General features: G+C 63.0%; 17 protein-coding genes. 12 read left to right on the forward strand and 5 right to left on the reverse strand.

Going from position 1 to position 17,536, the window contains the following annotated elements; translation table 11 throughout:
- Positions 1-7: 7 nt before the first annotated feature.
- Positions 8-1,369, reverse strand: a complete 1,362-nt coding sequence (locus tag ACTJKM_RS18630; protein ID WP_058326448.1) for an NAD(P)-dependent oxidoreductase — start codon at positions 1,367-1,369, stop codon at positions 8-10.
- Between the two features lie 312 nt (positions 1,370-1,681).
- Here ACTJKM_RS18630 and ACTJKM_RS18635 point away from each other — a divergent pair, with 312 nt between their 5' ends.
- The 9 genes from ACTJKM_RS18635 (at position 1,682) to ACTJKM_RS18675 (ending at position 11,691) form a co-directional block, all read left to right on the forward strand.
- The gene (locus tag ACTJKM_RS18635) at positions 1,682-2,635 is read left to right on the forward strand and encodes a sugar-binding transcriptional regulator (protein ID WP_057249058.1); all 954 of its coding nucleotides are present in this window, start codon (positions 1,682-1,684) and stop codon (positions 2,633-2,635) included.
- Between the two features lie 198 nt (positions 2,636-2,833).
- On the forward strand, positions 2,834-4,144 hold the full coding sequence (locus ACTJKM_RS18640; RefSeq protein WP_057249059.1) for an ABC transporter substrate-binding protein: 1,311 nt from the start codon (positions 2,834-2,836) through the stop codon (positions 4,142-4,144).
- 142 nt (positions 4,145-4,286) lie between these two features.
- Positions 4,287-5,159, forward strand: a complete 873-nt coding sequence (locus ACTJKM_RS18645; RefSeq protein ID WP_057249060.1) for a carbohydrate ABC transporter permease — start codon at positions 4,287-4,289, stop codon at positions 5,157-5,159.
- 5 nt (positions 5,160-5,164) lie between these two features.
- Positions 5,165-5,995: a carbohydrate ABC transporter permease gene (locus ACTJKM_RS18650; RefSeq protein WP_057249061.1), complete on the forward strand. Its 831-nt coding sequence runs from the start codon at positions 5,165-5,167 to the stop codon at positions 5,993-5,995.
- An 11-nt stretch (positions 5,996-6,006) separates the two neighbouring features.
- A complete protein-coding gene (locus ACTJKM_RS18655; protein ID WP_057249062.1) occupies positions 6,007-7,011 on the forward strand; it encodes an ABC transporter ATP-binding protein in 1,005 nt (334 codons plus the stop codon).
- Positions 7,008-7,781 (forward strand): L-iditol 2-dehydrogenase, encoded by a 774-nt coding sequence (locus ACTJKM_RS18660; RefSeq protein WP_057249063.1) that lies wholly within the window; start codon positions 7,008-7,010, stop codon positions 7,779-7,781. The genes ACTJKM_RS18655 and ACTJKM_RS18660 overlap by 4 nt, the downstream gene beginning before the upstream one ends.
- A 39-nt stretch (positions 7,782-7,820) precedes the next feature.
- Complete coding sequence (locus ACTJKM_RS18665; RefSeq protein WP_093234888.1) at positions 7,821-9,305, forward strand: mannitol dehydrogenase family protein; 1,485 nt, start codon at positions 7,821-7,823, stop codon at positions 9,303-9,305.
- A 104-nt stretch (positions 9,306-9,409) separates the two neighbouring features.
- Positions 9,410-10,078, forward strand: a complete 669-nt coding sequence (locus ACTJKM_RS18670; protein WP_058326447.1) for an HAD family hydrolase — start codon at positions 9,410-9,412, stop codon at positions 10,076-10,078.
- A gap of 29 nt (positions 10,079-10,107) precedes the next feature.
- Positions 10,108-11,691 (forward strand): FGGY-family carbohydrate kinase, encoded by a 1,584-nt coding sequence (locus ACTJKM_RS18675; protein WP_058326446.1) that lies wholly within the window; start codon positions 10,108-10,110, stop codon positions 11,689-11,691.
- A 477-nt stretch (positions 11,692-12,168) separates the two neighbouring features.
- On the opposite strand, the gene ACTJKM_RS18680 is transcribed toward ACTJKM_RS18675, so the two are convergent.
- Positions 12,169-12,963 carry a response regulator gene (locus tag ACTJKM_RS18680; protein WP_057249067.1) on the reverse strand — a complete coding sequence of 265 codons (795 nt, stop codon included), beginning with the start codon at positions 12,961-12,963 and terminating at the stop codon, positions 12,169-12,171.
- Positions 12,964-13,098: 135 nt separating this feature from the next.
- On the opposite strand from ACTJKM_RS18680, the gene ACTJKM_RS18685 reads away from it, so the two are divergent.
- From ACTJKM_RS18685 to ACTJKM_RS18695, 3 genes are all read left to right on the forward strand, one after another.
- A complete protein-coding gene (locus tag ACTJKM_RS18685) occupies positions 13,099-13,293 on the forward strand; it encodes a NepR family anti-sigma factor (protein WP_058320782.1) in 195 nt (64 codons plus the stop codon).
- An 8-nt stretch (positions 13,294-13,301) separates the two neighbouring features.
- On the forward strand, positions 13,302-13,856 hold the full coding sequence (locus ACTJKM_RS18690) for an RNA polymerase sigma factor (protein WP_057249069.1): 555 nt from the start codon (positions 13,302-13,304) through the stop codon (positions 13,854-13,856).
- Between the two features lie 212 nt (positions 13,857-14,068).
- Positions 14,069-15,571: a sensor histidine kinase gene (locus ACTJKM_RS18695; protein ID WP_058320783.1), complete on the forward strand. Its 1,503-nt coding sequence runs from the start codon at positions 14,069-14,071 to the stop codon at positions 15,569-15,571.
- A 43-nt stretch (positions 15,572-15,614) separates the two neighbouring features.
- On the opposite strand, the gene ACTJKM_RS18700 is transcribed toward ACTJKM_RS18695, so the two are convergent.
- The 3 genes from ACTJKM_RS18700 to ACTJKM_RS18710 all read right to left on the reverse strand — a co-directional run bounded on the left by ACTJKM_RS18700 (position 15,615) and on the right by ACTJKM_RS18710 (position 17,532).
- Positions 15,615-16,046 carry a hypothetical protein gene (locus tag ACTJKM_RS18700; RefSeq protein ID WP_058326445.1) on the reverse strand — a complete coding sequence of 144 codons (432 nt, stop codon included), beginning with the start codon at positions 16,044-16,046 and terminating at the stop codon, positions 15,615-15,617.
- Positions 16,047-16,170: 124 nt separating this feature from the next.
- On the reverse strand, positions 16,171-16,539 hold the full coding sequence (locus ACTJKM_RS18705; protein WP_058326444.1) for a DUF883 family protein: 369 nt from the start codon (positions 16,537-16,539) through the stop codon (positions 16,171-16,173).
- A gap of 201 nt (positions 16,540-16,740) precedes the next feature.
- Entirely contained in the window at positions 16,741-17,532 is a 792-nt protein-coding gene (locus tag ACTJKM_RS18710; RefSeq protein WP_058326443.1) for a heme ABC transporter ATP-binding protein, read from the reverse strand.
- Positions 17,533-17,536: the final 4 nt, after the last annotated feature.

Raw genomic sequence — 17,536 nt, forward strand, 5'->3', positions numbered from 1 at the left:
CGATCCTTTAGGCAACTGCGCTCGCATGCGGCGCTGCCGCGGCGAGGGCCCGGTTGATCGATTCAGCCGCATCGCGGCCCATGGCGACGGCCGAGACGGTGAGGTCTTCGCCGCCGAGCACGCAGTCGCCACCGGCCCAGACGTTGTCGATCGAGGTTCGCCCTTCGGCATCGGTGACGATACGGCCGCCTTCAAGCTGCAGGGCGCCAAGGCCGCTTCCGAGGAAGCTCTGGCCGATTGCCTTGAAGATCTGATCGGCGGCAATGATACCCGTTTCGCCGGTCGCCGTCAGCTTTCCGTCTTCAAGCGTGGTGTATTCCAGCTCGATGCCTGCGACCTTGCCGTCCTTTTCGGCAATGCGCTTCGGCTGCAGCCAATGGCGGATGGTGACGCCCTTGGAGGTGGCGAGATCCTGCTCGAACTCGGAGGCGTTCATGTGCTCCTTGCCGCGGCGATAACAGATCGTTACCTCTTCGGCGCCGAGCAGCTTTGCCTGGACGGCGGCGTCGATCGCGGTCATGCCGCCGCCGAGGACGACGACACGGCGCCCGACGGGGATGTCGGCCTTCGTCTTCGACTGACGCAGTGCTGCGATGAAGTCGACGGCATCTTCGACGCCCTCGGCGTTTTCGCCTTCCATGCGCAGGGCATTCACGCCGACGAGGCCGAGACCGAGGAAGACGGCATCATACTGCTCGGAGAGTTCGGCAAGACTGAACTCCCGCCCGAGTGCCTGGCCGTTGCGAACCTCGATGCCGCCGATCGACAGCACGTAGTCGACTTCCTTCTGGGCGAAGTCGTCGACCGACTTGTAGGCGGCAATGCCGTATTCGTTGAGGCCGCCCGACTTCGGACGGGCGTCGTAGATCACGACGTCGTGGCCCTTGACGGCGAGCCGATGGGCCGCCGCCAGTCCCGCCGGTCCGGCGCCGACGACGGCGACCTTACGGCCGGAGCTTTCTGCGCGGGTGTAGAACTGCTTGTTTTCCATCATCGCCACGTCGGTCGCATAGCGCTGCAGGCGGCCGATCTCGACCGGGCGCTCCTCGGCGGTGTTGCGAACGCAGGCCTGTTCGCAGAGCGTTTCGGTGGGACAGACGCGGGCGCACATGCCGCCCAGGATGTTCTGGTCGAAGATCGTCTTGGCCGATCCGATCGGGTTTCCAGTCGATATCTGTCGAATGAACAGCGGGATATCGATGGAGGTGGGACAGGCTGTCATGCACGGCGCGTCATGACAGAAATAACAGCGGTCGGAAGCGACGAGGGCCTCGTGCTTGTCGAGCGGCGGATGGAGGTCGGAGAAATTGCTCTCGTACTCCCCGAGCGGCAGGCGGCCGCCGAGGATCCCAGATTGTGTCGTTCCCATTTTTGGCTCCCAATGTTTTCTCAGGATGATGGAACGGTAACATGCTTTATTTTTTTATCAAACGGTAAAAGTTTGCGGTCGAAATCACCGGAAAGCCTTGTGATCCCGGGCTTTTCTGCCGGCGCGCCAAGCCATTGTTCTTGGCCGATGTTTGACAGGGCAGGGCAAATAGTGGCAGCAAATTAGAGCGGGATGAGGAATGGTGTTTGCGGTTTTTCGGCCGCTCCCCGCTCTAACTTGAGAGAATCGATCACGATGTCTTTGGGGAGTTCGACCCAAAATCATCGTCATCCGGGGGAACGGAGAACAGGCATGGCGCGCAGGGGCGAGGCGAACAACAGGCTTGATGACGCCGCCCGGGCGGGCTGGCTATACTATGTCGCCGGCCGCACCCAGGACGAGATCGCGACCGTCATGGGGATTTCGCGCCAATCGGCGCAGCGGCTCGTTTCTCTCGCCATGTCCGAGCGGCTGATCAAGGTTCGGCTCGACCATCCGATCGCCGCATGTCTGGAGGCGGCGGCGGGCCTGCGCGACAGATACGGGCTGAAGCATGTGGAGGTCGTGCCGAGCGATCCGGGGTCGACCTCGACGACCGTCGGCATTGCCGAGGCGGGTGCTGCCGAAATCGAGCGCTGGCTGAAGTTGCCGGAGCCGCAGGTGTTGGCGATCGGTACCGGACGCACGCTGAAGGCGGCGGTCGACCAGCTGCCGCCGATGGAATGTCCGCAGCACCGCATCGTTTCGCTCACCGGCAATATCGGCCTCGACGGCTCGGCCGCCTATTACAACGTCATCTTCAGCATGGCCGATGCGGTCAAGGCGCGGCATTTTCCGATGCCGCTGCCCGTGCTCGCCGCCTCGCCGGAGGAGAGGGAAGTGCTGCACAGCCAGAGCCTGGTTCAGGTGGCCCTGAAGCTCGGCGCAGAAGCCAATGTCGCCTTCGTCGGCGTCGGCGAACTCGGCCCGGACGCGCCGCTTTGCCAGGACGGGTTCCTGGCGCAGGACGAGATGGCCGGTCTTACCAGAGCTGGCGCGGCCGGCGAAATCTGCGGCTGGATGTTCGACCATGACGGCGTATTGCTCTCCGGCAGCTTCAACGAACGCGTCGCTTCGGTGCCGCTTCCCTCGCGGGACAAGGCGTCGGTGATCGGCCTTGCCAAGGGGCGGCGCAAGTACGAAGCGCTGTGGGCGGCCGTGAAGGGTGGAATCATCAACGGTCTTATCACCGATGAGGCGACGGCGCGCTATCTGCTCAACGCCTGATCGCAAAGAGCGCGTCCGTTAAAAGGCCGGCCCAGCGCCGGCCTTTCGCACTTGCGTAAAGAAAAAATCGGCAATCAAAACAATCTTCTAATGTTTCTGTGTGCGGCGCAGCAACGATTGCGCATTGACAATTTGTCATGAGAAGTGAGTAATTGCTCATGAGCGAGGCAAATGCTCAATTCTTCTGGGAGGAAGTCGATGAACTTGAGAACTTTCCTGCTGGGCACGTGCTCGGCAGTCGCGCTGTCGGGTCTGGCCCAAGCAGAAACCCTGACGATCGCGACCGTGAACAACGGCGACATGATCCGGATGCAGAAGCTGACGGAGGATTTCACGTCCAAGAATCCGGACATTCAACTCGAGTGGGTGACGCTCGAGGAAAACGTGCTGCGCCAGCGCGTGACGACCGACATCGCCACCAAGGGCGGCCAGTACGACATCATGACGATCGGCACCTATGAAGTGCCGATCTGGGCGAAGCAGGGCTGGCTGCTGCCGCTCGACAATCTCGGCGCCGACTACGACGTCGACGACCTCCTGCCGGCGATCCGCTCCGGCCTGACCATCGACGGCAAGCTCTATGCTGCGCCGTTCTACGGCGAAAGCTCGATGGTGATGTACCGCAAGGACCTGTTCGAGAAGGCGGGGCTCACCATGCCCGACGCGCCGACCTGGGACTTCATTGCCGACGCGGCGCGCAAGATCACCGACAAGAACAACGAACTCTACGGCATCTGCCTGCGCGGCAAGGCCGGCTGGGGCGAGAACATGGCCTTCCTGACGGCGACCGCGAACGCCTTCGGCGCCCGCTGGTTCGACGAGAACTGGAAGCCGCAGTTCGATCAGCCGGAATGGAAGAACGCACTCGACTTCTACGTCAAGCTGATGAACGACGCCGGACCGCCCGGCGCTTCCTCGAACGGCTTCAACGAAAACCTGTCGCTGTTCCAGACCGGCAAGTGCGGCATGTGGATCGATGCGACGGTTGCGGCCTCCTTCGTCACCAACCCGAAGGAATCGACCGTTGCCGACAAGGTCGGCTTCGCGCTCGCTCCGGACACCGGCCTCGGCAAGCGCGGCAACTGGCTCTGGGCCTGGAACCTCGCGATCCCCGCCGGCTCGCAGAAGGTCGCTTCGGCCGAGAAGTTCATCGCCTGGGCAACCGGCAAGGACTATCTGAAGCTCGTGGCTGACAAGGAAGGCTGGGCGAACGTACCTCCGGGCACGCGAACCTCGCTCTACGCCAACCCCGAGTACCAGAAGGCGGCGCCGTTCGCGAAGATGACGCTCGACTCGATCAACGCGGCCGATCCGAAGAACCCGGCCGTCAAGCCGGTGCCCTATGTCGGCGTGCAGTTCGTGGCGATCCCTGAATTCCAGGGTCTCGGCACGGCGGTCGGCCAGCAGTTCTCGGCGGCCCTTGCCGGTCAGATGAGCGTCGACGATGCGCTTGCCAGCGCCCAGAAGCTGACCGAACGCGAAATGACCAAGGCCGGTTACATCAAATAGCGCTCCCAAGGGCCCGGGGTGCCGGCCGCAAATGGCTGGCGCCCCGGTAATTCCCGGAGGCGGCCACTGGGCTCGTGCGGACAAACGCGCCGGCCCGGCCCGATCTCGAAACAGCATTGAATTCCTTCATTGGGGGGACGCCATGGCGACCTTGCACACCCGCTCCGCCGCGCGGCTGATGATCGCGCCTTCGGTGCTTCTGCTTCTGGCCTGGATGATCGTTCCGCTGGCCATGACCATCTACTTCTCGTTCCTGCGCTACAATCTGTTGATGCCGGGGATGGAGGAGTTCGCCGGCTTTTCGAACTACAGCTACTTCCTCACCGATCCCGCCTTCTTCCAGGCGATCTTCAACACGCTCGCGATCGTGCTCGGTGTGCTGTTCATCACCGTCGTCGGCGGCATCGCACTGGCGCTGTTGCTCGACCAGCCGATGTTCGGGCAGGGGATCGTGCGCATCCTGGTGATCGCGCCGTTCCTGATCATGCCGACGGTCGCCGCACTCGTCTGGAAGAACATGTTCATGAATCCGGTCAACGGGCTCTTCGCCTGGGTGGCCAAGCTCTTCGGGCTGCAGCCCTTCGACTTTCTCGCCAATGCACCGCTGATGTCGGTGATCCTGATCGTCGCCTGGCAATGGCTGCCCTTTGCGACGCTGATCCTTCTGACGGCCCTGCAGTCGCTCGATGAAGAGCAGAAGGAAGCCGCACAGATGGACGGCGCCGGCGCCTGGAGCCGCTTCATCTATCTGGTGCTGCCGCATCTCTCGCGCGCCATCACCGTGGTGATCCTGATCCAGACGATCTTCCTGCTCTCGGTCTTCGCCGAGATCCTGGTGACGACCAATGGCGGGCCGGGTACGCAGAGCACGAACCTCACCTTCCTCGTCTATGCGCAGGCCCTGCTGCAGTTCGACGTGGGCGGCGCATCCGCCGGCGGCATCATCGCCGTCATCCTCGCCAACATCGTCGCATTCTTCCTGATGCGCATGATCGGCAAGACGCTGGAGGCTTGAGAACCATGGCACGCAATGTCTCCACCCAAAGAAAGATCGTCGTTACCGTCGTCGCCTGGACGATCGGCATCCTGATCTTCTTCCCGATCCTCTGGACGTTCCTGACGAGCTTCAAGACCGAGGCCGAGGCGATCGCCTCGCCGCCGTCCCTGTTCTTCTTCGACTGGACGACGGAGAACTATCACGAGGTGCAGAGCCGATCGAATTACTTCCTGCACTTCATGAACTCGGTCGTCGTCTCCTTCGGCTCGACGCTGATCGGCCTGATCATCGCCATTCCGTCCGCCTGGGCGATGGCGTTCTCGCCGACCAAGCGCACCAAGGACGTCCTGATGTGGATGCTCTCCACCAAGATGATGCCGTCGGTCGGCGTGCTGGTGCCGATGTATCTGATGTTCCGCAACACCGGCCTGCTCGACACCCGTACCGGCCTCGTCATTGTGCTGACGCTGATCAACCTGCCGATCATCATCTGGATGCTCTACACCTACTTTAAGGAGATCCCCGGCGAAATCCTGGAGGCCGCCCGCATGGACGGCGCCTCGCTCTCCAAGGAGATCATCTATGTGCTGACGCCGATGGCGATCCCCGGCATCGCCTCGACGCTTCTGCTCAACATCATCCTCGCCTGGAACGAGGCGTTCTGGACGCTGAACCTCAGTGCCGCGAAAGCCGCGCCGCTGACTGCCTTCATCGCCTCCTATTCGAGCCCCGAAGGCCTGTTCTACGCCAAGCTCTCGGCCGCCTCGACCATGGCGATCGCCCCCATCCTCATACTCGGCTGGTTCTCGCAGAAACAGCTCGTACGCGGCCTCACCTTCGGCGCGGTCAAATAAGGGATACGACAATGGGAAGCATTACACTCAGCAAGGTTTCGAAGGTCTTCGGCGCCCATGCCGTCATCCCCTCGATCGACCTCGACATCAACAATGGCGAGTTCGTCGTCTTCGTCGGCCCGTCCGGTTGCGGAAAGTCGACGCTGCTCAGGCTGATCGCCGGCCTGGAAGATGTCAGCGACGGCGACATCGTCATCGATGGCAAGAACGCCACCGAACTGCCGCCGGCACAGCGCGGCCTGTCGATGGTGTTCCAGTCCTACGCGCTCTATCCGCACATGAGCGTGCGCTCGAACATCGCCTTTCCGCTGAAGATGGCGGGCGAGGACAAGGCCGTCATCGACAAGAAGGTGTCGGATGCGGCGCGCGTGCTGAACCTTACCGATTATCTCGACCGCAAGCCGCGGCAGCTTTCCGGCGGTCAGCGCCAGCGCGTCGCGATCGGCCGGGCGATCGTGCGCCAGCCGAAGGCCTTCCTGTTCGACGAGCCGCTGTCGAACCTCGATGCAGCGCTTCGCGTCAACATGCGGCTGGAGATCAGCCAGCTGCACCAGGACCTGAAGACGACGATGATTTACGTCACCCACGATCAGGTGGAGGCCATGACCATGGCCGACAAGATCGTGGTGCTCAATCGTGGGCGCATCGAGCAGGTCGGCTCGCCGCTCGACCTCTACCACAAGCCGGACAATCTGTTCGTCGCGGGCTTCATCGGTTCGCCGCGCATGAATATCGTCACTGGTCCTGCGGCTTCTGCCTATCAGGCGCATACGATGGGCATCCGCCCCGAGCATCTGGCGCTCTCCAAAGATAGTGGCAGCTGGCAGGGCACGGTCGGCGTCGCCGAACACCTCGGCTCCGACACCTTCCTGCACGTCAATGTCGACGACGGCATCGGCACGGTGACGGCGCGCGTCAGCGGCGACTTTGCCGTCACCCACGGCGATCGCGTGTTCCTGACGCCGGACCCACAGCGCGTCCACAGGTTCGACGACAAGGGGTTGGCAGTGCGATGAGAAGGCTCGAAGGTAAAAGCGCGCTGATCACCGGGTCTGCGCGGGGGATCGGCCGTGCCTTCGCGGAGGCTTATATCCGCGAAGGCGCCACGGTCGCGATCGCCGACATCAATATCGAACGGGCACGGCAGACGGCCTCCGAGATCGGTGCCGGCGCCTACGCGGTCGAGATGGACGTGACGCAGCAGGCATCGATCGATGCTGCGATCGCAGCGGTCGTCAGGCAAGCGGGCGGCCTCGATATCCTCGTCAACAATGCAGCACTCTTCGACCTTGCGCCGATCGTCGAAATCACCCGCGAAAGCTATGACCGGCTGTTTTCGATCAATGTTGCCGGCACGCTGTTCGCGCTGCAGGCGGCCGCAAAGCAGATGATCGCCCAGGGCAGGGGCGGCAAGATCATCAACATGGCGAGCCAGGCGGGCCGCCGCGGCGAAGCGTTGGTCGCGATCTATTGCGCCACCAAGGCGGCGGTCATCAGCCTTACCCAGTCGGCCGGCCTCAACCTCATCAAGCACGGCATCAACGTCAACGCGATCGCGCCCGGTGTGGTCGACGGCGAGCACTGGGACGGCGTCGACGCGCTGTTTGCCAAATACGAAAACCGCCCGCTCGGCGAAAAGAAGAAGCTGGTTGGCGCGGAGGTGCCCTATGGGCGCATGGGAACGGCCGAGGACCTGACCGGAATGGCGATCTTCCTCGCCTCAGCCGAGAGCGACTACGTCGTCTCGCAGACCTACAACGTCGACGGCGGCAACTGGATGAGCTGAGCCTGCGCAGCCGGTGAAGCCTCGAAAGGATACGGGATCATGACGACCAAACTCTCACTTGCCGCCCTCGACACGATCAAGGCCAAGGCCGGCGTGCCGAACTACGACCGGTCGCAATTGACGGCGGGGATCGTGCATTTTGGCGTCGGCAACTTCCATAGGGCGCACCAGGCCGTCTATCTCGACGATCTCTTCAATGCCGGCCACGACCGGGATTGGGCCATCATCGGTGCCGGCGTACTTGCCTCCGATGCAACGATGCGGGCGAAACTCGCGGCGCAGGATTTCCTGACGACGGTCGTCGAGCAGGACAACAACCGCACCGGCGCCCATATCACCGGCGCGATGATCGACTACCTGGAACCAGGCGACATCCCGGCGATCATCGCGAGGCTGACCGATCCGGCGATCCGCATCGTGTCGCTGACGATCACCGAAGGCGGTTATTTCATCGATCCGGCGTCGGGTGTATTCAACCCGACCCATCCGGCAATCGTCGCCGACGCGCAGAACCCGGCTGCTCCGAAGACCGTGTTCGGACTGATCGTCGCCGGCCTGAAAGCGCGCCGCGACAAGAACGTTCCGCCCTTCACCGTGATGTCCTGCGACAACATTCCCGGCAATGGCGAGGTCACGCATGCCGCTGTTTCCGGCCTTGCTCGGCTCGTCGATGCTGATTTCGCTGACTGGATCGATGCCAATGTCGCTTTCCCGAACGGCATGGTGGACCGGATCACGCCGGCAACCGGCACACGTGAAATCGGCATTGTCGCCGACGATTACGGCATAGAGGACGCCTGGCCGGTGTTCTGCGAGGAATTCAAGCAATGGGTGCTTGAAGACCATTTCCCGCTCGGCCGTCCGGCGCTGGAGAAGGTCGGCGTCCAGTTCGTGCCCGACGTCGCGCCGTACGAACACATGAAGATCCGCATCCTCAACGGCGGCCATGCGGCGATCGCCTATCCGGCGGCTCTGCTCGACATTCATTTCGTGCATGAGGCGATGGAAGAGCCGCTGATCCGTGCCTTTCTTGCCAAGCTTGAACATGACGAGATCATTCCGGTCATTCCGCCCGTGCCGAACACCGATCTCGGCGATTACTACAAGCTGATCGAGACGCGCTTTGCCAATCCGAAGATCGGTGACACGATCCCGCGTCTGGCGCAGGACGGTTCCAACCGCCAGCCGAAATTCATCCTGCCGTCGACGGCCGATCGCCTAGCGCGCGGCGAAGATGTCGTCGGTCTGTCGCTGGTTTCGGCACTGTGGTGCCGCTACTTCGCCGGCACGTCCGACAGCGGCAAGGCGATCGTCTTCAACGACCAGAGCGCCGACCGGCTGAACAAGGCGGCGCTTGCCGCCAAGAACGATCCGGTGGCCTTCCTGGAGCTCGGCGATATCTTCGGCGATGTCGCGCGCTCCGATCTCTTCCGCCGCCGTTTCAGCCATGCATTGAAAACCCTCTGGGAAAGGGGTACGCGCGCTACGCTCCAGCTTTATCTGGACGACAAGCTCACCGCATAATTCCCTGGATCACATCGAACCAGGGACGAGATTATGCGCCAATTCAAAGCGTTACAGCGACCTTGGCGCCTTATATCGCGCGTAGCTGTAAGGGGTAGGGTGCGATGGCGGACACAGCGTCCAGGCTGGTGATTTTCGATTGCGACGGCGTGCTTGTCGATAGCGAGCCGATCTCGCTGGAAGTGCTGGTGGACGTGCTCTCGGCCGCCGGCGTTCCGATGACCGCCGAAGAAGCGACGGAACGATTTCTCGGGCGCAGCCTGAAAAGCATGTCGGCGATCCTCCACGACGAATATGGCCTTGCCACCGACGATGCCTTCCTCGAGGGCATGCGCCTTCGTCTGTATCAGCGCTTCCGCACCGAATTGCAGCCGATTGCAGGTATCCGCGAAGCGGTCGAAGGGCTCGAGGGTGCGTGCTGCGTCGCCTCGTCCAGCCAGCCGGAACGCATCCGCCTGTCGCTGACCGTCACCGGGCTCATCGACCTCTTCGAGCCCAATATCTTCTCCGCCACCATGGTGAAACACGGCAAGCCGGCGCCTGATCTCTTCCTGCATGCGAGCCGCGAAATGGGTTTCGCGCCCAGGGATTGCGTCGTCGTCGAGGACAGTCCAGCGGGTATCGAAGCGGCGAAGGCGGCGGGCATGCGGGTCTTCGCCTTTGCCGGCGGCAGCCATGCCCGATCCGACCGGCACCGCCAAAGTCTCGCGAATCTCGGTCCCGACGTGCTGTTTGACGACATGGGCGAATTGTTACAGTTTGTCCGCCGGTAGCAGGGACAAGAGGGGCGGGACTTTCATTGATGCGTGAATTCGTCGTTGCGGTCGATGTCGGCACCGGCAGTGCGCGCGCCGGTATCTTTGACCGGAAGGGCACGCTGCTCGCGCGTGCCGACCTGCCGATTGCCATGAACCGGCCGGAAGAAAACCACGCCGAACATGATTCCGAAGATATCTGGCGCGCCGTCTGTGGCGCGGTCCAGGCGGCCAAGGACAAGGCCGGGATCGCCGCTGAAAGCGTTGCCGCGATCGGCTTCGACGCCACCTGCTCGTTGGTGGTGCGCGACCGCGAAGGCGAGCCGCTATCCGTCAACCGCAAGGGCGAGGCGCGCTGGGACACGATCGTCTGGCTCGACCATCGGGCGCTCGCCGAGGCAGATTTCTGCACGGCGACCGGCCATCCGGTGCTCGACTTCTCCGGCCGCGTCATGTCGCCGGAAATGGAAATGCCGAAGCTGATGTGGCTGAAGCGCAATCTGCCGCAACAATGGCAGAAGGCGGGCTTCTTCTTCGATCTGGCCGACTATCTTTCCTGGCGGGCGACGGGGAGCGCTGCGCGTTCGCGCTGCACGCTGACGGCGAAGTGGAATTATCTGGCGCATGAGAAGCGCGGCTGGCAGCCGGACTATCTCGAAAAGATCGGGCTTGAAGATCTCATCGAACGCGGCGGACTACCGGAAGAAACGCTGCCGATCGGAAGCTCGATCGGTCATTTGAGCGCTGCGGCCGCCGCAGAGCTTGGGCTCGACGAAGCCTGCCAGGTGGCGCCGGGTCTGATCGACGCCTATGCCGGTGCGCTCGGCGTCGTCGGCGAGTTTATCGGGAAGCCGGAGAAGCTCGAAAAACAACTCGCGTTGATCGCCGGTACATCGAGCTGCATTGTCGCCTTTTCCAAGGATATGAAGCCGGGCTTCGGCATGTGGGGCCCCTATTACGAAGCGGTTCTTCCGGGCGCCTGGCTGATCGAGGGCGGGCAATCGGCGACAGGTGCGCTGCTCGACCATATCGTGCGGCTGCATGGCGGCGGCATTGAACCGACGGCAGAGACCCACGGCCGGATCATCGCCCGGGTGCAGGAACTGCGCGCCGAGCAGGGCGCCGCTTTTGCCGATCGCCTGCATGTGCTTCCCGATTTCCACGGCAACCGCTCTCCGCTCGCCGACCCGCATGGGCTCGGGGTTATCAGCGGCTTGCCGCTCGATTCCTCCTTCGATGCGCTCTGCCGTCTCTATTGGCGCACCTGCGTCGCGATCGCGCTCGGCATCCGTCACATCCTGGAGATGATGCGCGAGGTCGGCTACCAGCTCGACACGCTGCACGTCACCGGCGGCCACGTGCGCAACGCGCTTCTGATGGAGCTCTACTGCGATGTGACCGGCTGCCGCGTGGTTGCGCCGCAGGCACCGGACGCGGTGCTGCTCGGTACGGCGATGGCAGCTGCGGTTGCCGGCGGCATCCACCGGGATCTCGCCGCCGCAGGGGCGGAAATGGCGTCGGAGGGGCACGAGCGCCTGCCGAACGCAAGTGCTCGCGGCACCTATGACCGCGATTACCGCCGCTTCCTGGCGCTCTACCGCCATCGTGACGAACTCGACAAGATGCAGTGAAGCGGTAGGCCGAAACGGTCAGGGCGGGTGCTTGGAACCTTTTGCCCCGTCGCGCATTCTGTTTGCGACCGGACGGTGGCGCGCATAGCCCCCAATGCCGCGCCGGAGGCAGACCGCCGGCCTACAACTCACACTCCCCGAGTGAGTTGCACATACCAGCCAGTGCCTTCCCTCGGCACTGGCTGTCGTGTTTCCGGGGTAAGCCAAAGAGATGCTGCGGGAAATGTGAAACGGCGGGGTGAGGCCGGCTGACATGAAGTCGCGCCGGCGAGTGTGCCTCCGCGCGAATATCGGGAAGTGGCGCAAATATCAGGAACGGCTGATTTCGGGAAAACCGGCCATTCGCCGCTTCGACGAAACGGTAAAATGGACTACGGCGTCGCGGCCCTTTGTGACGCGCGACGCTGTAGCCCTTTGAATGACCTGCATGTTCTTGCCTTTGACCGGCTGCGATCAAAGGGAACATGCAGGTTGCACTCAGGCCGCCGCCTTGGTCGATTCGTTGAAGAACAACGCCTGACTGATCAGTGCCTTGACCATATCCGGGTTGAACGGCTTGGTGACCAGGAAGGTCGGTTCCGGCCGCTCGCCGGTCAGGAGCCGTTCCGGGAAAGCGGTGATGAAGATCACCGGAATGGCGCTCGTCTTCAGGATGTCGTTGACCGCGTCGATGCCTGAGCTGCCGTCGGCGAGCTGGATATCGGCAAGCACCATGCTTGGCCGCGTCCTCTTGTAGAGGGCGATCGCTTCGTCGCGCGTCCGGGCGATGCCGGTGACCCGATGGCCGAGGCTTTCGACCATCTGTTCGATATCGATGGCGATCAGCGGTTCGTCCTCGATGATCATGATATCGGTCGCGACCTGGCGCGAGATTTCCTGCGAGGCGCGGTCGAGCAGGCTGCCGACCTTATCGGTGGACACGTCGAGAACCTCGGCGGCCTCCTCGGGACGGAAACCCTCGACCGAGACCAGCAGGAAGGCCTGGCGGGCAAGGGGCGAAACGGTTGCAAGATTGATCGATGCACGCTGTTCCCAGGCAAAAGGCGAGATCGGTTCCGGCACAAGCACGGACGAGGAACCGAAAAGTGAGGTGAAGAGCCGGAACAGGCCAACGCGATCATTGCTCGCTTCCGGGAAAATCGACGTGTCGGCGATCAGCGCTTCGAGAACGGCAGCGACATAGGCGTCGCCTGATGTCTGCGAGCCGGTCAGCGCGCGCGAATAGCGGCGCAGATACGGCAGAAGCGGTGCTATCCGCGTGGACAATGTCATAGGGGAACTCCCTCGGGTATCTTTCTACGGTGACGTTGCGAGAACGCCGGACGTAAAAAAAGGTTCCGCGAGGGAACATTTCAATTTTCTGCTGCGTTATGGCGGCTATGGACACTCGAAGGCGACAGTTTGACAATGAAATATAAAACAGGGGCAGGGCGGACTACCGGCACGACCTTATGGACAGAAGACCCAAATGCGCAGATCGCAGCAAAGCTGAAAGCGCTTTATCAGTCCGTGCAGGAAGAGGCGATACCCGCGCGTTTTCTCGATCTTCTGGAAAAGCTCGACGCAGCCGAGCAGCAATCGGCGCTGCAGGGCAGGGAGTAAGTGCCAGAATGTCGTCCGAAAAAAATGATTTCAAGCGAGAGATGCTTGCCGCCTTGCCGAGCCTGCGTGCCTTCGCCATGTCGTTGATCGGTCGCCACGACCGTGCCGACGATCTGGTGCAGGACACGATCATGAAGGCCTGGGCGAAGCAGGACCATTTCGAGATGGGCACCAATATGAAGGCCTGGCTCTTCACGATCCTGCGCAACGAGCTCTACAGCCAGATGCGCAAGCGCGGGCGCGAGGTGCAGGACACCGACGGTCACTTCACCGAGTCGCTGGCCCATCATCCCGAGCAATACGGCTCGCTCGACCTGCAGGATTTCCGGCGCGCGCTCGAGATGCTGCCGCCGGACCAGCGCGAAGCGATCATCCTGGTCGGAGCTTCCGGCTTCTCCTACGAGGAGGCGGCGACGATCTGCGGCTGTGCCCTTGGCACGATCAAGAGCCGGGTCAACCGCGCGCGTCAGCGGCTGCAGGATATCCTGCAGGTGAAGGGTGAAAACGACTACGGGCCGGATGAAACCTCGGCTCCGATCACGTCGCGGGCCTTCATCTCCTGAGGGAAGAATTTCGGGCAGGACACCGTTGCAAAAGTGGCGGTGTCCTGCTTTCACTGGCGGCTTGAGCCCAAGGGGGACACGCCGTGACGGCTGGCATCGACTGACGAATGCGCAGTGATGACGATTTTGGGGCGAGACGCTCCAGAATCGAGCGGGATGCGGGTGGATCGCCAGGGCTTCCTCATCTCGTTCAGATTGAGAATTGAGACAGTATGCACGTGAGGACAGAGAAAACGGACCCGCCCGTGACGAAGCTGCTCGACGCGCCCGAGCGTCTTGGCGTTCTGCATGCGACCGTCCCCGACATGGCCATCCCGGATCGGGATTTCGACGGGATCGTCGAAATTGCTGCCGGGCTTTTCGACGCTCAGATCGCACTGGTGACGCTGATCGACCGCGAATGGCAGTGGTTCAAGGCGGCTGTCGGCACCGATGAGACCCGTGCCCCATCCGAAGACGCGTTTTGCCCGCATGTGACCGCTGCGGCCGACTCCAGCCTCGTCGTGCTCGACGCTTCGACCGATCCGCGGTTCGCGCGTCACCGACAGGTCAAGGGGCCGCCATTTCTGCGCTTCTATGCCGGTGCGCCGATCGTGCTCGACGGGCAGGCAGTGGGCACGGTTTGTGTGTTCGACGACAAGCCGCGCGCTGAGGTGTCGCAACCGCTCATCCACCAATTATGCCGGCTTGCCGCGCTCGCAGCCTCGCTCTTCAAGGTCAAGGACGAAGCCCGTCGGCGCGCTCTAAAGGAGGCGGCGTTGTCGCGCGAGGAGCAGCGGCACGCGATGGCGCTCGAAGCGGCCAACATCGGCAGCTGGCTTTGGGATATCCGCTCAGGTGCGATCGCCGGCAACAGCGCATTGAAACGTATGTTCGGACTTTCGGCCGAGCGTTCGGTTGGCGTCCGGGACATCTTCGGCGCGATCCACGTCGACGACCGCGGCGCGACTTTCGCCAAGCTTCGCCAGGCGATGAAGGCTGACGATGAATATGACGGCATGTTCCGCATTGGCGATACCGGTCGCTGGCTGCTTGGCCGCGGCCGCGTGCACGACCGTGACGGCAAGGGCAATCCGCTTACGTTCATCGGCGTGACGATCGATGTCACCGACCAGCAGGCTTCGGCGCAGCGCACTCGGCTCCTGCTCAAGGAGCTCAATCATCGGGTCAAGAACACACTGGCCATGCTGCAATCGCTTGCGCGCCAGACGCTTCGCCAGACGAGCGACCCGGCCGAATTCATGACCGCGTTTGCCGGCCGCTTGCAGGCGATCTCCGAGGCGCATGGTCTGCTCTCTGATCACGAGTGGGGCACCATCCGGCTTGCCGACCTGATCGCCAAGCAACTGCTGCCGCATGTGAGCGCCTATGCGGACCAGATCGAACTGCACAAGGACGAAGTGTCGCTTGGTCCCGACCAGGCCGTCGGCCTCGGGCTGGTCCTGCACGAGCTTGCAACCAACGCCGTGAAATACGGATCGCTGTCGGTGCCGAAAGGCAAGGTGGTATTGACGGCGCGAAACGTCGTCGAAGACGGCGACACCGTTCTTCATCTCACCTGGACCGAGGTTGGTGGGCCGCCGGTGCGCGAGCCAAAGCGGCGCGGCTTCGGCTCCATCCTCATCGAGCGCAGCCTCGACAAGGTGCTGGGTAGTTCGGTGAAGGTGGAGTATCTCCCCGCCGGGGTCACGGCGCTGATCCGGTTGCCGCTCTAACGGGATCGCACCCGCCATTGAGACGACTGGCTTGCTGCGTGCATCAGTCGTCGTGTTTGCGTCCGCGTCGCTTGCCGGTGCCGAGAAGCGCGCCGATCGCAACAGCCGTCGCGACGGCGAGAAGCGGCTGTTTGCGCAGGATGCCGGCGGCTGCGAGCAGGGTCAGATTGGTCTGCATTTGCGTGCGACGGCGGCGTTCTTCCTGGCGCCGCCGGTCACGGTTCTGCAGAGACATGAGGATGCCAACCAGCACCAGCGCGGTGACGACCAGAGCCCCGGCGATTGCCGCCGCGGCCGCGACCGGGGAATAGCGCGCGCTGAGATAAAGAAAGGCTGCGGCTAGCGCGAAGACATAGGCGGTGACGAGCAACAGCCCTATGACGCTCCATAGGGCTGCATTGCGCTTCACCCGAGAGGCGGCGGCGCCGATATCGGCGGCCAAGAGGCTGGCGAGGGCGGCCGTCAATGGTCCCATGCGTTACTCCCCGTCGTGATAGGGCTTCTTAGGCAAGGTCGGGATACGGGCGGAAAACCTATATGCTTTTCCTCATCTCGTTCGAAACCGCGAACTGTTGCCCGCGGGTCCGGTTCGACCGAAATCAGCGCCGAAGCAGCGCCGCCACCGCGAGCCCGATCAGGGCGGCGGCGCCGAGCGTGGCGATGGGATGCTCGCGAACGGCGTGGCGAACCTGTTTTTCCGTGCCGGCATAGCGGTCGCGAAGTTCGGCCAACAGGTCTTCGCCGCTTGCCAGCAATTCGCTGATGCCGGCTTCGGCCTGTTCACGGGCGTCCTGCGCCTTGCCACGTGCCTGCTTTGTGGCGGCCGATCCACGATCGGCCAGCAATGCGACGAGCGTTGCGACATCACTGCGCAACTCGCCCAGTTGTTCCTCGATGGAGATATCGGCGAGCTTGCCGTTGCTTTTTGTCGATCGCGAGCTCGAGCCGGAGAAGAGGCTAGGCGCCATGATGGATACTCCCTTTCACGCATGCGCCGGCCGCGAACGGTCGGCGCTGTCTGACGGAACCGGCGAGCACAACTAGAGGCCCTTGCCGGCGCTTCGGGAGAACAACGCACAAGTGCGGAAATTGTTTCGATAAATCTTGGTGTTGAGGCTTGAGAAATCCGGACGCCCCAACGGGCATCTACCGGATCCGCGAGCGTGGCGTCAGAGCGATGCTGTCTGCGGCAGGACGAACGGCACGTGCAGCGCCGGTGCGACACCCACCTGCATGCGGCAGCCGAAGACGGCTTCCATCGTCTCGTCGGTCAGAACCTCGCGCGGCGTGCCGCAGGCGCGGACCTTGCCGGCCTTCATCATCACCATCCGGTCGGCGAACATGGCCGTCAGGTTGAGGTCGTGCATCACTGTGACGACCCCGCCGCCGCGTTCGCAGAACTTGCGGGCGAGCTGCATGATCCCGAGCTGGTGGCGGATATCGAGGCTCGACACCGGTTCGTCCAGCAGCAGGTAGCGCGGCTCGCCGTCGATGACCGGATCGGTGATTTGGCAGAGGACACGGGCAAGCTGCACGCGCTGCTGCTCGCCGCCTGACAGTTCCTGGTAGAAGCGTCCGGCAAAGCCAGCCAGATCCACCGCTTCCAACGCCTCGGCCGTGACCCGGTCGTGCACGGCGGAATGCGCATTGGCACCGGCGGCAAGACCCAATCTCACGACCTCGCGCACGGTGAAGGGGAAGGAGATGACCGTCGACTGGGGCAGCACACCGCGCATCAGCGCGAGTTCCCACGGCTTCAGTCCGCGCAGGTCGCGGCCATTGATGCGGATCGTTCCGCTCGACGGCGAAAGCTCCCCGGAGATCGCCTTCAGCGTCGTGGTCTTGCCGGAGCCGTTCGGGCCGACGATGGCGGTCAGTGCGCCGGGCAGCGCCTCGAGCGAGACGCCGTGGATGACGGGTCGCCCGCCAAGGCGAACGGAGAGATTGGAAACGTTGATCATGGTT

This window comes from Ensifer sp. 22460, assembly GCF_052044935.1.
Lineage (GTDB): Bacteria > Pseudomonadota > Alphaproteobacteria > Rhizobiales > Rhizobiaceae > Ensifer.

Excerpts from the sequence above, each read along its gene's own strand:
- ACTJKM_RS18710 (WP_058326443.1), bottom strand. The coding sequence starts at position 17,532 with ATGATCAACGTTTCCAATCTCTCCGTTCGCCTTGGCGGGCGACCCGTC.
- ACTJKM_RS18700 (WP_058326445.1), bottom strand. The coding sequence starts at position 16,046 with ATGGGACCATTGACGGCCGCCCTCGCCAGCCTCTTGGCCGCCGATATC.
- ACTJKM_RS18635 (WP_057249058.1), top strand. The coding sequence starts at position 1,682 with ATGGCGCGCAGGGGCGAGGCGAACAACAGGCTTGATGACGCCGCCCGG.
- ACTJKM_RS18640 (WP_057249059.1), top strand. The coding sequence starts at position 2,834 with ATGAACTTGAGAACTTTCCTGCTGGGCACGTGCTCGGCAGTCGCGCTG.
- ACTJKM_RS18685 (WP_058320782.1), top strand. The coding sequence starts at position 13,099 with ATGAAATATAAAACAGGGGCAGGGCGGACTACCGGCACGACCTTATGG.
- ACTJKM_RS18655 (WP_057249062.1), top strand. The coding sequence starts at position 6,007 with ATGGGAAGCATTACACTCAGCAAGGTTTCGAAGGTCTTCGGCGCCCAT.
- ACTJKM_RS18705 (WP_058326444.1), bottom strand. The coding sequence starts at position 16,539 with ATGGCGCCTAGCCTCTTCTCCGGCTCGAGCTCGCGATCGACAAAAAGC.
- ACTJKM_RS18660 (WP_057249063.1), top strand. The coding sequence starts at position 7,008 with ATGAGAAGGCTCGAAGGTAAAAGCGCGCTGATCACCGGGTCTGCGCGG.
- ACTJKM_RS18675 (WP_058326446.1), top strand. The coding sequence starts at position 10,108 with ATGCGTGAATTCGTCGTTGCGGTCGATGTCGGCACCGGCAGTGCGCGC.
- ACTJKM_RS18665 (WP_093234888.1), top strand. The coding sequence starts at position 7,821 with ATGACGACCAAACTCTCACTTGCCGCCCTCGACACGATCAAGGCCAAG.
- ACTJKM_RS18670 (WP_058326447.1), top strand. The coding sequence starts at position 9,410 with ATGGCGGACACAGCGTCCAGGCTGGTGATTTTCGATTGCGACGGCGTG.
- ACTJKM_RS18645 (WP_057249060.1), top strand. The coding sequence starts at position 4,287 with ATGGCGACCTTGCACACCCGCTCCGCCGCGCGGCTGATGATCGCGCCT.
- ACTJKM_RS18680 (WP_057249067.1), bottom strand. The coding sequence starts at position 12,963 with ATGACATTGTCCACGCGGATAGCACCGCTTCTGCCGTATCTGCGCCGC.
- ACTJKM_RS18690 (WP_057249069.1), top strand. The coding sequence starts at position 13,302 with ATGTCGTCCGAAAAAAATGATTTCAAGCGAGAGATGCTTGCCGCCTTG.
- ACTJKM_RS18695 (WP_058320783.1), top strand. The coding sequence starts at position 14,069 with ATGCACGTGAGGACAGAGAAAACGGACCCGCCCGTGACGAAGCTGCTC.
- ACTJKM_RS18630 (WP_058326448.1), bottom strand. The coding sequence starts at position 1,369 with ATGGGAACGACACAATCTGGGATCCTCGGCGGCCGCCTGCCGCTCGGG.
- ACTJKM_RS18650 (WP_057249061.1), top strand. The coding sequence starts at position 5,165 with ATGGCACGCAATGTCTCCACCCAAAGAAAGATCGTCGTTACCGTCGTC.